Annotated in this window: 15 protein-coding genes and 2 pseudogenes; 9 read left to right on the plus strand and 8 right to left on the minus strand. The window is 71.7% G+C overall.

All coding sequences use genetic code 11. The features are described from left to right. The 4 genes from ACZ6NC_RS25840 to ACZ6NC_RS25855 form a co-directional block, all read right to left on the minus strand. Window positions 1-458: radical SAM protein (locus ACZ6NC_RS25840; RefSeq protein ID WP_465736148.1), on the minus strand; the 458-nt coding region annotated here is incomplete at its 3' end. A 125-nt stretch (window positions 459-583) separates the two neighbouring features. Further along, entirely contained in the window at window positions 584-2,566 is a 1,983-nt protein-coding gene (locus ACZ6NC_RS25845) for a serine/threonine-protein kinase (protein WP_465736149.1), read from the minus strand. Window positions 2,567-2,809: 243 nt separating this feature from the next. Beyond that, entirely contained in the window at window positions 2,810-4,561 is a 1,752-nt protein-coding gene (locus tag ACZ6NC_RS25850) for a serine/threonine-protein kinase (protein ID WP_465736150.1), read from the minus strand. Between the two features lie 112 nt (window positions 4,562-4,673). Beyond that, window positions 4,674-5,573: a menaquinone biosynthetic enzyme MqnA/MqnD family protein gene (locus ACZ6NC_RS25855; protein ID WP_465736151.1), complete on the minus strand. Its 900-nt coding sequence runs from the start codon at window positions 5,571-5,573 to the stop codon at window positions 4,674-4,676. A 319-nt stretch (window positions 5,574-5,892) separates the two neighbouring features. On the opposite strand from ACZ6NC_RS25855, the gene ACZ6NC_RS25860 reads away from it, so the two are divergent. The 4 genes from ACZ6NC_RS25860 (at window position 5,893) to ACZ6NC_RS25875 (ending at window position 7,843) form a co-directional block, all read left to right on the plus strand. Further along, complete coding sequence (locus tag ACZ6NC_RS25860; protein ID WP_057227626.1) at window positions 5,893-6,096, plus strand: cold-shock protein; 204 nt, start codon at window positions 5,893-5,895, stop codon at window positions 6,094-6,096. A gap of 216 nt (window positions 6,097-6,312) precedes the next feature. Further along, a complete protein-coding gene (locus ACZ6NC_RS25865) occupies window positions 6,313-6,444 on the plus strand; it encodes a hypothetical protein (protein WP_465736152.1) in 132 nt (43 codons plus the stop codon). Window positions 6,445-6,879: 435 nt separating this feature from the next. After that, on the plus strand, window positions 6,880-7,299 hold the full coding sequence (locus ACZ6NC_RS25870; protein WP_465736153.1) for a peptidoglycan-binding domain-containing protein: 420 nt from the start codon (window positions 6,880-6,882) through the stop codon (window positions 7,297-7,299). A 118-nt stretch (window positions 7,300-7,417) separates the two neighbouring features. Next, entirely contained in the window at window positions 7,418-7,843 is a 426-nt protein-coding gene (locus ACZ6NC_RS25875; RefSeq protein WP_465736154.1) for a peptidoglycan-binding domain-containing protein, read from the plus strand. A 573-nt stretch (window positions 7,844-8,416) separates the two neighbouring features. On the opposite strand, the pseudogene ACZ6NC_RS25880 reads toward ACZ6NC_RS25875, so the two are convergent. The 3 genes and pseudogenes from ACZ6NC_RS25880 to ACZ6NC_RS25890 all read right to left on the minus strand — a co-directional run. After that, window positions 8,417-8,800 (minus strand): annotated as a pseudogene (locus ACZ6NC_RS25880) (transposase); the annotation flags it as partial. Between the two features lie 152 nt (window positions 8,801-8,952). After that, entirely contained in the window at window positions 8,953-9,159 is a 207-nt protein-coding gene (locus tag ACZ6NC_RS25885) for a DUF397 domain-containing protein (RefSeq protein ID WP_465736155.1), read from the minus strand. After that, window positions 9,152-10,015 (minus strand): helix-turn-helix domain-containing protein, encoded by an 864-nt coding sequence (locus ACZ6NC_RS25890; protein ID WP_465736156.1) that lies wholly within the window; start codon window positions 10,013-10,015, stop codon window positions 9,152-9,154. Before ACZ6NC_RS25890 ends, ACZ6NC_RS25885 begins: the two co-directional genes overlap by 8 nt. Before the next feature lie 307 nt (window positions 10,016-10,322). Here ACZ6NC_RS25890 and ACZ6NC_RS25895 point away from each other — a divergent pair, with 307 nt between their 5' ends. The 5 genes and pseudogenes from ACZ6NC_RS25895 to ACZ6NC_RS25915 form a co-directional block, all read left to right on the plus strand. Further along, on the plus strand, window positions 10,323-10,694 hold the full coding sequence (locus ACZ6NC_RS25895; RefSeq protein ID WP_465736157.1) for an ATP-binding protein: 372 nt from the start codon (window positions 10,323-10,325) through the stop codon (window positions 10,692-10,694). A gap of 76 nt (window positions 10,695-10,770) precedes the next feature. After that, window positions 10,771-11,010, plus strand: coding sequence for a hypothetical protein (locus tag ACZ6NC_RS25900; RefSeq protein ID WP_465736158.1), 240 nt, complete (start codon window positions 10,771-10,773; stop codon window positions 11,008-11,010). Further along, complete coding sequence (locus ACZ6NC_RS25905) at window positions 11,007-11,156, plus strand: hypothetical protein (protein WP_465736159.1); 150 nt, start codon at window positions 11,007-11,009, stop codon at window positions 11,154-11,156. Before ACZ6NC_RS25900 ends, ACZ6NC_RS25905 begins: the two co-directional genes overlap by 4 nt. 58 nt (window positions 11,157-11,214) lie before the next feature. Continuing rightward, window positions 11,215-11,559 carry a hypothetical protein gene (locus tag ACZ6NC_RS25910; protein WP_465736160.1) on the plus strand — a complete coding sequence of 115 codons (345 nt, stop codon included), beginning with the start codon at window positions 11,215-11,217 and terminating at the stop codon, window positions 11,557-11,559. A gap of 64 nt (window positions 11,560-11,623) precedes the next feature. Continuing rightward, window positions 11,624-11,818 (plus strand): annotated as a pseudogene (locus tag ACZ6NC_RS25915) (DUF6333 family protein); the annotation flags it as partial. A gap of 30 nt (window positions 11,819-11,848) precedes the next feature. On the opposite strand, the gene ACZ6NC_RS25920 reads toward ACZ6NC_RS25915, so the two are convergent. Continuing rightward, entirely contained in the window at window positions 11,849-12,481 is a 633-nt protein-coding gene (locus ACZ6NC_RS25920) for a LysE/ArgO family amino acid transporter (RefSeq protein ID WP_465736161.1), read from the minus strand. Between the last annotated feature and the right edge of the window lie 14 nt (window positions 12,482-12,495).

Raw genomic sequence — 12,495 nt, forward strand, 5'->3', positions numbered from 1 at the left:
GAGTGGATCACCAGCTGCGGGAAGTCCGCCTTGATCGCCGAGAACGCCCGCTCGTAGTACTCCACGCCGTAGTCCGGGTGGTGCCCGCCCTGGAACATGACCTGGGTGCCGCCCAGCTCCACCGTCTCCGCGCAACGGCGCAGGATCTCGTCGAGGTCGCGGGACCAGCCCTTGTCACTCTTCGGCGCCACGTAGAACGCGCAGAACTTGCACGCCGTCACACAGACGTTCGTGTAGTTGATGTTCCGCTCGATGATGTACGTCGCGATGTGCTCGGTACCGGCGTAGCGACGCCGACGCACCGCATCGGCCGCCGAACCCAACGCGTGCAGCGGCGCCGAACGGTACAGCTCCAGCGCCTCCTCCGGGGTGATCCGCCCCCCGCCGGCGGCCCGGTCGAGCACGGCCTGCAGGTCGGTGCTGGGCTCATCGAGGGTGGTCGCTGCGAGCTCGGACACCTGGCGGCCTTCTCTCTCTCGGGTACTGCTGCGTGTTCCAGCGCTTCCGGAGGCTTCCGGATACGGCCGAACCAGCCTACGCCAGGGCACTACGGCCGCCGCGTCAGCCCGCTGCACCGCTCGGGTCAGCCCTTTTTCCGCAACACGGTGAACTGCTCCGGCTTGGTGGCGTCGCCGTAGTGGAGCGTGCCGTCCGTCTGCATCGTGACCAGGCGGTAGATGGACCCGTCGGTGCACCGCTCGCCGGGCGTGGAGCCGGTGATCCGGGACGCGTAGCTGACGTGGCTCTCGGTGGCGTCGCTGAGCGTCAGCGCGCCCTCGCACCAGACTCCGGTCTTCGCCGTGACACCGCGGACCTTGCTCTTCTCCTCGCTCTGCGCCGACTGGACGAGGGTGAGGGTGACGGTGACGACGTCCCCGTTGGCGGTCTGGCGCTCACCGACCCAGGTCCCGAGGAACTTCGCGGGGATGACGCCGGGCCCCGGATCCGTGGGGGACGCGCCGGGCGCGGTGCTCTCGCCGGCCGGATCGGAACCGTCGTCGGTCGGCTCGGGACTGTCCGAAGCCGGGGCAGTGGGCGCCGCCTTGCCCCCGGCCGGAGCGCTCTTCGCCGAGCTCGGCCCGGCAGCGGAACCGCCGGTCCCGCGGTCGTCCTTCCCCAGCTTCTGGACCAGCAGGTACCCGCCGCCCGCCAGCAGCACGACGGCCAGCACGGCCGCCAGCGCGCCGAACCCCCGTCGGCGACGCCGCGGCTGCGGGTACGGCCCGTAGCCCGGCGTCGTGATCGCCATCGACGGCTGCGGGGCCGGGCCCGGGGCAGGGGTCGGGGTCGGCACGTAGGGTCCAGGGGCCGGCGGGCCGAATCCCGGTGGCACCGGCGGCCCGAACCCGGGTTGCCCGAGGTGGCCGGGCGCGCCGCCGCCGGCCGGTACGGCCTCCGCAGCTCTCGCCGCCCTGGCCGCCTCGGCGGTCCTCGCGGCCCTGGCCGCCTCGACGACCGTCCGCCCCTCGGCGGGGGCCGCCGCCACGGGCGCTGGCGGCGACGTCGCGGGGGCGGCCGGCGGCGCAGCGGGCGCAGCGGGAGGCACGGTCGCGGACACGGTGGGAGGAACCGTCGGGGGCATCGGCACCGTCGCGGACGCGCTTGCGGCCGCCGCCGCGGCGGCCCCGTTCCCCGCGGCGTCCTCCTCCCCCTCCTCGCGCAGCCCCTCCAGGTCCAGCACCTGCACGGCACTGCGCCCGACCGCCGCCGACAGGGCCGGTGGCAGCCAGTCCCTGTGCCCCAGCCGGGTGATGGTCCCGCCGTCGTCGTCCAGCCGCGCCCTCACCTGTTCGGGCGTCGGACGGGCGGCCGGGTCCTTGGCCAGGCAGTCACGGACGATGGAGTTCAGCGCCCCGAACAGCCCCGAGAGGTCCGGCTCCTCGTGCAGCACCCGGTAGAGGAGGACGGCGACGCTCACCCCGGAGCCGAACGGCATGGTGCCCGTCGCCGCGTACGCGAGCACCGCGCCGAGCGAGAAGACGTCGCTCGCCGGTCCGGCGGGCAGGCCGTTCGCCTGCTCGGGCGACATGAAGCCGGGTGAGCCGACCACGTGCCCGGACTGGGTGAGCGCGCTGGTCGCGTCCAGCGCGCGGGCGATGCCGAAGTCGATCAGCCGCGGCCCGTCCAGCGTGAGCAGCACGTTCGACGGCTTGACGTCCCGGTGCACCAGGCCGAGCCCGTGCACATGGGCGAGCGCCTCGGCGAGACCGACCCCCAGGGTTCGCACGGCCGGCTCGGGCAACGGCCCGAACTCCCGTACGGCGGAGGTGAGCGCGGGCCCGGCCACGTAGCCGGTGGCCACCCAGGGGTGTTCGCCCTCGGTGTCCGCGTCCAGCACGGGCGCCGTCCAGGAGCCGCCGACCCGCCGGGCCGCCGCGACCTCCTGACGGAAGCGCGCGCGGAACTCGGCGTCTCCGGCCAGGTCTCGGCGGACCACCTTGACGGCCACGGTCCGCCCGCCTGTGGTCCGGCCCAGGTAGACCCGGCCCATCCCGCCCGCGCCGAGCTGCCGCAGCAACCGGTACGCGCCCACCTGCCGCGGATCGTCCGCTGCCAGCGGCTGCATGCCCCACGCTCCCCTCGCCAAGCCCGGCGCGCCGTCCGCGCCTCGCGCCCGAAGCAGACGCTATCGGCCCGGACCCGCCTGCGGGACGGGATCAGGTCACGGAAAAGTCGTCAGATCACCACAGGACCGCCGCGAGCGGAGCCGAGGCTGTTCCTGTCTCCGCGTCAGCCCACTGTGGCCGGCCGCTCTGCCCAGCCGCCGTACTCAGTCGTTTTGCTCAGTCGTTTTGCTCAGTCGCTCCGCTCAACCCGCCCTCCGCATCGTCCCGGACGGGTTCCCGGCCAGCGGATCGGCGGAGGTGAAGCGGATCGTGCCGTCCTTCTGCAGGGTGAGCGTCTCCGAGTTGGAGCCGCCGCTGCACGCGCCGGGGAACGAGGAGCGGACCAGCCGGGAGGTGAACACCAGCTTCTCCGGCGACGCCGAGTCGAGCCTCCAGGCCCCGTCGCAGGTGATGGAGAGCGGGCCGGTGGTGCCGTTGCGGCTGGTGGTGTTCTCCTGCCCGACCGCGGCCTGGCCGATCACCAGTGTGGTGGTGCCGGCGGGCAGCCCCTTCTCGGTGGTCATCTCCCCGCTCCAGGTACCGAGGAAGCGCGCCGGCACGACGCCGGGACCGGCGGACGGGGCGGTGGTGGACGCGGCGGCAGAGGTCGGGATGGTGGCGGGCGCCGAGCCTGAGGGCGCGTCCGTCCTGGTCTCGGGCGGCGGCTGAGTGACGCCGCCCGTGCTGGTGGACGTCGAAGGGGAAGGGGACGTGCTCGTCGAGTCCGGGCTCTCCGTCCACCGGAGGAACCCGAACGTGAAGGCCGCGAACGCCAGCACGGCCGCCGTCACCCCCGCGACCGCGACCGGCCAGCGCATCCGCCGGTCCTGTTCCCGAGCCAGCACCCGCCCGGGCGAGGACCCCGGCTCCCAGGTCGGCCTCACCCCGTGCCCGCTCGGCACGCCGGTGCCGGCCGTCGGTGTCCACACCGGCGGGGCGTCCACCGGCACGCCGGCACCGACCGCGGGGCTCCGCAACGGCGAGGCATCCGCCGGAGCACCCGCCGGCCCCGACACGGCCCCGGGATCCGGCCCGGCCGCGGGATCCCCCTCCCCCTCCAGGTCCAGCAGCCGGACGGCGCTGCGCCCGACCTCCGCCGCCAGCGCGGGCGGCAGCCACCCGCCCCGGCCGAGCCGGACGGTGGCGGCGCCGTCGGCGTCCAGCCGCTCCCGCAGTTGCTCGGGCGTCGGACGGGCGGTCGGGTCCTTGGCCAGGCAGTCGAGCACAACCGCCCGCAGCGGCCCGTCCAGCCCGGAGAGGTCCGGCTCCTCGTGCAGCACCCGGTAGAGCAGGACCGCGACGCTCACGCCCTCCCCGAACGGCTGCGTTCCGGTGGCCGCGAAGGCGAGCACGGCGCCGAGTGAGAAGACGTCGCTCGGCGGCCCGGCGGGCAGGCCGTTCGCCTGCTCGGGCGACATGAAGCCGGGCGAGCCGACCACGTACCCGGACTGGGTGAACCCGCTGGTCGCGTCCAGCGCACGGGCGATGCCGAAATCGATCAGCCGCGGCCCGTCCAGGGTCAGCAACACATTGGACGGCTTGACGTCCCGGTGCACCAGGCCGAGCCCGTGCACATGGGCGAGCGCCTCGGCCAGGCCGACGCCCAAGGTCCGCACGGCCGGCTCGGGCAGCGGCCCGAACTCCCGTACGGCGGCGCCGAGCGCGGGCCCGGCCACGTAGCCGGTGGCCACCCAGGGGTGTTCGCCCTCGGTGTCCGCGTCCAGCACGGGCGCCGTCCAGGAGCCGCCGACCCGCCGGGCCGCGGCGACCTCCTGACGGAAGCGCGCGCGGAACTCGGCGTCCTCGGCCAGCTCGCCGCGGACCAGCTTGACGGCCACCGTGCGTCCGCCGGCCGTCCGGCCCAGGTAGACCCGGCCCATCCCGCCCGCGCCGAGCCGACGCAACAACCGGTACCCGCCCACCTGGCGCGGGTCGTCCGCCCCCAGTGCCTGCATCCCGCACGCTCCCCTCGCCCGCCCGGCCTCGGTGGTTCCACCGGCCACGTCGCGTGCAGACGCTACCGGGCGGCAAGGCCCTGAAGTGCCAGATCCCGTGGCACCTCCGCGGTCAGACCACCGCGGGCACCGACTCCAGCAGGCGGACCTCGACGTCCGGCGCGAAGCCGCTGTCGCGGGCGACCCGGCGGGCGAACTCGGCCACGCCGGCCAGCTGCCGCTCGCCGAGCGAGAAGTCGAGCGCCTCGCTGAAGTAACGCTCCAGCACCCCGGCGTCGAACGCCTCCCAGCGGGCGGCGTGCTCGGCCACCTCGCGGGCCTCCACCAGCGAGAGGTCGCGGGACTCCAGGAAGGCCCGGTGGACCGCCGCCGTCAGCTCGGGGCTGTGCTCGGCGAAGTCGCGGCGGGCGGCCCAGACGGCGAAGACGAAGGGCAGCCCGGTCCACTCCTTCCACATCTCGCCGAGGTCGTGCACCGCGAGCCCCTGCGCGGCCGCCTGGCCCAGGTAGGCGCGAAGCGCCGGGTCGCCGATGAGGACGGCGGCGTCGGCCTCGGCGAGCATCGCGTCCAGGTCGGGCGGGCAGCTGTAGTACTCCGGCTGCACCCCCTCGCGCTCCTCCAGCAGCAGCCGGGCCAGCCGCACCGAGGTCCGGCTGGTGGAGCCGAGGGCGACCTTGCGGCCGTCCAGCTCGGCCAGCGGCAGCTTGCTGACGATCACGCAGGACATCACGGGGCCGTCGCTGCCGACCGCGATGTCGGGCAGGACGAGCAGTTCGTCCGCGTGCCGCAGGTACTCCACGCAGGTGATCGGACCGATGTCGAGGGAGCCGTCGACCAGCTGGTCGCTCAGTTTCTCCGGGGTGTCCTTGGTGAGATCGAGATCGAGAAGGTTGCCGGTCCTGGCCAGGCCCCAGTACAGGGGGACGCAGTTCAGGAACTGAATATGCCCGACCCGCGGCCTGACCGGCGTGTTCTCCGAGGGCTCCCGCGTTTCCGCATCCGGTACCGCCACTGCCCGCTCCCTTGCTGTTCGTGCCTCCCCGCAGCGTATGCCTGCTCATCCGGAGGGCTCGCACCGGCCTTACGACACGCCCTGTCCGGCCCGCAAGTGACCCCTGGTCGTCACAGCGACCGCATGCTAGCGTTGCCCTCAGTTGCAGTTTGATTCCCCTTGCAGTACTTGAAGCCTGCGGAGCATGTAACCGCAGGCTTTTCGTAGTTTTTCAGCAATATCGAAAAACTCCGGACCCGTCCGGAGGCAGGGCGATCAGCGCAGCGGACCGGGTGCCACACGGTGTGGCCCCCAATACGTCCCTCGCAAGGAGAACGGCATGGCTCAGGGAACCGTCAAGTGGTTCAACGCTGAGAAGGGCTTCGGCTTCATCGCCCAGGAGGGCGGCGGCCCCGACGTCTTCGTCCACTACTCCGCCATCAACGCGAACGGTTTCCGCTCGCTGGAGGAGAACCAGGCGGTCAGCTTCGACGTCACCCAGGGTCCGAAGGGCCCGCAGGCGGAGAACGTCACCGCTATCTGATCATCCTCTGATGACCTGATCGCTCGGGACCCCTTCGGGTCCGTAGACGGCCCGGGCCGTCACCATGAGCACAAGAGCAGTACCCAAGGGGGCCCACCCGAGTCGGCGGGCCCCCTGCCTTTTGCTCCCACGCGCTCGTCCCCCGCGCTCGTCCCCACGAGCGCCGCGACGGGGAGTCGATGCCGACCGTGATCGCGTACGCCGACCGGCCGGCGCGTGCTGCCCGTCCACCTCGACGACCTGCACCTCGATCCACGGTTCCGCGTCGAACGCGAGGTCGACGCCCTGCGCGCCGCCCGGGCCGAACCGTGCGGCGCGGACGTGGCCCCGGATACCTCACCCGTGTGACGGCGGCAGCCTCCGCCACGACCGTGATCCGCCGGACGGCTCCGGGAGCCTTCCGGGCCCGCCGGGCCCCTGCCCGGGTGAGCCGGATGCTTCGGGGTCACTATTCGGAGTCGGCCTGCCGCTCCTCCCGGAACCGGACGCCCACCCGGCCGCAGGCGGGGCGGAAGTCGTCGACCCAGCGGCCCGGCCTGCCGTCCTCCGCGGTGGCCGTGACCCGACGCAGGAATTCGTCGAGGGGGATCGATGTCCGGTGATCGACCGAACCATCGAAATGACGGTTCCAGCTGCCGCACACCGTGATTTGTCAACTTGCGGCCAAACGAAGCCGGAAGCACTTCTAACCGTTCGTCAACCGGGCGAGGATCGAACGGCGGTCGGGCCCGACCCAGAGCACAGACATGAAGCGTCATTCCCCCAATCCCAGGAGGAAAATCCGTGCGTAAGACCTGGCCTCTCCGCGCCGCCGCCCTCACCCTCGGCGCGGGCACCGTCCTCGGCCTGACCGGCGGTGCCGCCAACGCGGCCACCGCGCCCACCACTGTCCAGCTGGGCGACACCGGCCCCGCGGTCACCTGCATCCAGAAGGGCCTGAACTTCGCGCTGAACGCCGGCCTCCCGGTGAACGGCACGTACGACCAGAACACCGCCAAGGCCGTGTACACCTTCCAGGGCATCAGCGTGTACCGCATCCCCCCGACACCGCAGACCGGCGTGGTCGACACCGTCACCGGAGAAAAGCTCTACTGGTGGGTCTGGTACGACTTCATGCTCATCAACACTCCCGCGAACAGCACTGCCGAGAAGGCCTGGCTCTCCACCGAGGGCTGCGGCAGCCTGATCCCGCGCACCGGCTGAAACCGGAACTGACGGCTCCTTGTACCGCTCCGCGAACCCGGCATTTCATGCCGTGCGTACGCCGTGGAATGCCGGGGCGGGGCACAACGTCCGCTATCCATTCTCAGGAGGAAAATCCGTGCGTAAGACCTGGCCTCTCCGCGCCGCCGCCCTCACCCTCGGCGCGGGCACCGTCCTCGGCCTGACCGGCGGTGCGGCCAACGCGGCCACCGCGCCCACCACGGTCCAGCTGGGTGACACCGGCCCCGCGGTCACCTGCATCCAGAAGGGCCTGAACCTTGAGATCCGCGCCGGTCTCACCGTGAGCGGTACCTACGACCAGGCCACCGCCGCCGCCGTGTCCAAGCTCCAGGGCGCTCCGCTCTTCAACGGCACGAACGTGCTGCCGCAGACCGGCGTGTTCGACGGCGTCACCGGGTACAAGCTCTACTCGATGGTCTGGTACGACCTCGGGCTCCTCAACGACACCGCCAACAGCGCCGCCCGGCAGTCCTGGCTCTGGACCGAGAACTGCCCCAAGCTGATCCCGCTGACGGCGAGCTGACTCCGCTGAACCGACCCAGTGGGCGGACGTAGTACCCGGCGTCGGCGGCTGCTCCTGCGGGCGCCGACGCCGGCCACTTCGAGCGCGTCGCGGAGCTGCTCGCCGACGAGTTCACCGTGCTCGCCCACGACCGGCGGAGCCACTCCCGCACCCCCGCCCGCCCGGCCGGGAGAAGACCTCGGTCACCGAGCAGGCCGACGACGGGCCGGGGCTCCTCTCCGCGCTCGGACTCGCCCCCGCCGCGGTGGACAGCGACAACTACGGTGTGATCTCCGCCCTCGACCTGCTCATCCGCCGTCCCGAGGTCGTACGCGGCGCGCTGCTCCGGGAACCGGCGATGGTGCCGAGGGCGACGGCGTCCATCACCCGATCAGCGGAATCGCCCGCCTGCACAACCTCGTCCTCGGCCAGAAGACGAGCAGAGCACACAGCAGTAAAACACTGCTTCTGACGTGAAGACCTTTTAAGGGACAGCCCTTGGCTGTGCTGCTCCGGCGCTCCCAAGTTGCCGGAGCAGCACGGCTGGTCGCCGAGGGACCTCAGGGGCCTGCGGTGGCCGTCCGGGTGAGCGTGGTGTGCAGCCGACGCACCGGTCCCCGGGTAGCCGCCGTCGGCGATCGTGGTGGTTCGGCCGACGGCCGCCTTGGCGCCGGACTCTTCCCATGCCTTGCAGTCGTTCCGGTTGCCGGGCAGAGGTCTGCCGACCGCCACCACCAGCTGGGAGTGGGCGTCCATGACCACCTGGTGGTTGGTGGAGTACCTGTAGTTCTTGGACTGCTCGGCGATGGTGTGGTCGCGGGTGGGGACCAGGGTGCCGTCGACGATCAGTACGGTGTCCTTGCGGAACCGGCGCCGGGGCTTGATCGCCAGGAGCGGGCCGATGTGCTCGATGATTCGGCCGGCCGCCGACTTGGACACCCCGAAGAGCGGCGCGAGCTGCCGCAGAGTCAGGTTCGTGGTCGGTCCCGAGACGTGGCACCACCTGCCCACCGACCTGCGCGACCGGACGGCCGCGACCGGCGAACGCTGGTCGAGCTGAGGATCGGGGCGTTCGATGCCTACCGCCCCGAGACTCGGCCCTCGCTCAAGTCAGAGCGAGGGCCGACTGGTTATGCGGCGGGATCGCCGGTGAGGTGGTCGAACTCACCAGCCATGACCCCCTGGACGAACTTGGCGAACTTGACGGGGGTCGTACGGACGATCACGTCGCCGTCGTCGGACTCCCGGATCTCGATCTGTCCGTCAACGGTGCGCACCTCGACGCAGTTGTCGCTTGCGGCGGAATAAGTGGACTTCTGCCAGGCGGAGCTAGGCATGCTTGCTTTCCGTTTCTTCCTTGATGGACCGGATGAGGTCTCGTGACTCCTCTTCGGACAGAGCGGTCGAGTCCATCCGGGCAAGGAGGGCTCTGAACCTTGCGAGGTGGGCTGGGGCGTCGAAAAGCTTGCCGCCATGACCAGTGTCCATCTGCGCAGCGTCCAGCTCGGTGATCGGCCCCTCCGCATAGGTGAAGTTCTCGCTGGGGCTCGGTACCGCACCAGTACTGAAAGGCACCACTCGAACTGAGATACCGGGTTGTTCGGAGTCCGCAATGAGTGCGTCGAGTTGCTCGGCGTGAACCGCCGGCCCACTGAACTGCATGCGCAGGGCCGCCTCATGGATGAAGGCGGAGTACGGCGTTACTCCAGATCGAACCACACGCTGTCGTTGCATGCGGAAAGCAGTTCTGAGGTCGACCTCGTGGCGAAGCAGCGGCGGGTAAGCCTGGGCGAACAGTGTAGAGGCGTAGGCGCCGGTCTGGAGCAGCCCAGGAACGAAGGTGGTCGTGTACGTGGAGAGCCTCCGCGCATGGCCTTCAAGCTCGGCGACATCAAGGAAGTCCGTTGCCAGGGTTTCTCGGTACTCCTCCCACCAGCCGGCCTTCCCCCGGTCCGTGATGATGTCGGCGAGAGCATCGATCAAGGGCTCATTGACACACATGCACGCCGCCGCGATCGTACGCAGGCGCTCCACGCTGATGCCGATCTTCCCCGATTCCATCTGAGTCACCTGGGCCGGGTTCATCCCGACCATGCGACCGAGCTGACTTCCACCGAAGCCGGCTTGCTCTCGCATCCTTCGAAGCTCTGCACCCAGTCGGCGCTGACGGATCGTTGGGTTGGGTCGAGCCATGGGTTCCTTCCGAGGCAGGGTGATCCCAGTCTGCCGCGCCGGTCGGATGCCGGTCCATCCGGGCTGCCGCCGCCACGATAGGGGGAAAATCTCGGATCCATGGAAAATTTCTCATGGCGGTGGGATATGGTCTCACCAGTCGATCCGACGGATCGTCAGTAATGCCTGTTTCCAGGGCAGTAGGCGCCTGTTGCCCTCGCACCGCAGAGCAGCCACGCGCGGCATCAACCAGCCCTGTTCTGGCCTGGCTCACGGCGACGTCCCCCGTGATCGACGAACCCACCACACCCCCTCACGGAGGTTCCCCATGTGTGCCTTCAACCCGCCCGACTGGTCCGCCGCCCGCGAGGAGCTGCGCGACGTCCTCTCCACCGCCGGCTGGCCGGACGGCCTCGTCGCCGACGCCGAACTCGCCCTGCACGAGCTGTTCGTCAACGCGTGGAAGCACGGGGGCAGCCCCGCGCCCACCGTCGTCGTGGTCCTCCTCGCGGACCGCTCCCTCCGGGTGTCCGTCGCCGACGACAGTCCCCACCTGCCCGAGCCCCGGCGCTCCGCCGACCCCTACGAGCTCTCCGGCCGGGGCCTCCACCTGGTCCGCTCGCTCACCCACCGCTTCGGCACCAACCCCCGCAAGCACGGCGGCAAGTGCGTCTGGTTCGAACTGGACTCCGCCGCGTGAGCCACGACCGCCGCACCCCCGTCGTCGCCGCCCTCGGCCTCCGCCGCCTTCTCCGCGCCACCGAGCGAGGTGAGCCGTGGGAGTCGTGATCCCGATGGCGACCGCCGCCGTCCACACCGAGCGCACCACCGCCGCCTACCTCACCGTCGAGCACGTCCCCGACGCCGCCCTCCAACTCCGCGTCGCCGTCGACCTCGACGTCCACGCCGGCCCCGGCGAACAGCTCGCCTTCCCCCTCACCCGCGACCAGGCCGAGGAACTCCTCCACGGCCTCGCCGCCCGCCTCGGCCACCGGATCCTCCAGGTGCACCGATGAGGGCCGGGGCCGCCGACTTCCTGATCGGCAGCGCCTTCGCGCTCCTCCTCGCGCTCGCGATCACCACCGTGGTCCTGGGCGTCATCACCGCCCTCAAGGTGAACCGGCCCGACGAGGACGAACCCACCCGCCGCACACCCCGTTGATCAGTTCAGCCGGCCACGGCGGCTGCCGCCCCAGCCGCCCCCACCCCGAAGGTCACCCATGCCCGACCCCGTCCCCGACCCCCTCCTCGCCAACGCCCTCGCCGCCACCCACTACGCCGTCGCCGCCGCCTTCAACACCCACACCGGCGACGCCGTCACCCCCGCCCTCCCCGACGACCTCGACTGGCCCCAGCTCGAAGCCTTCGTCCACGACCTCGGCTTCCAGGCCGACCACTCCGACGCCGCCCTCGACCTCTACCGCCTCCTCACCGCCGTCCAGCGCATCGCCTACCGCGAAGCCGCCGGCCGCAACACCACCTGGCACCCCACCCGCCTCAACCCCCGCCCCACCGCTCCCGACCGGTGCAGCACCGCACCGCACCCGCGGGCCGCGCAGCCCTGAGCGGGACGCCGTCGCGGGGTCGCCCGTCTTCGACACGGCGAACGGGCCCAGTGCCCTCACCACGATCAAGGACCTCGCTCCGCACGATCAGGTCCGGGCCCGCCGGTTCGCCGAGACCTTCGACACCGTCGACCGCGTCCTCGAAGAACTGCCCCTCGCCGACAACGGGAACACGTGCCCCCTGCTGGAGGAGACCGAGGCCCTGCACCGACGCCACCCCGACGCGCGGATCGTCGGATCGGTCGGTGTCGACATGGGGGAGACCCACTCCGAGGACACCCGTCACGGTTCAGGTCGTCGCGACGAGCAGGTGGACGGCGAGGACGGTGATCACGACGCTGGAGGCCAGCGCGGTCGCGAGCCGCCCCCGCCGGCCGGTCAGGACCCGGCCGAGCAGCGTGCCGCCGCCGGCCAACGCCAGCTGCCAGCTGGCGGACGCCGCGAAGGCGCCGAGGACGAACGCGGCCTGTTCCAGCCGGTCCGGAGCGGCCGCCGTCCGGCCTCCGAGCACGAGTGCCGCGAAGTAGATCACCGTGACGGGGTTCAGCATCGTGATCCCGAGCAGCCTCAGGAAGGCCTGCCCCGCGCCCGCGGCACCCTCGGCACTGCGGGCCACCGCCTGCCGCCTGCGGTACCGGCCGATCGCCGTGGCACCGCCGCGGGCCGCCAGCGCGACGAGCACCAGGGCCGAGACCCACCTCAACGGCAGTACGACCGGCTCGACGACCTCGGCCAGCGCGGAGCCCCCGAGGGCGGCGACCAGTGCGTAGAGCCCGTCGGCGGTCGCGACGCCGAGCGCCGCGCACGCGCCGATCCGCAGGGACGTCCGGGCGGCGACGTCCACCAGGTACACCGAGACCGCCCCCACCGGCACGGCGATGCCGTACCCGGCGAGCAGCCCCGCGACCAGGGCGGCGGTCACGGGCGAGCGGCGAC

The sequence above is a fragment of the Kitasatospora sp. NPDC041988 genome, assembly GCF_055588525.1.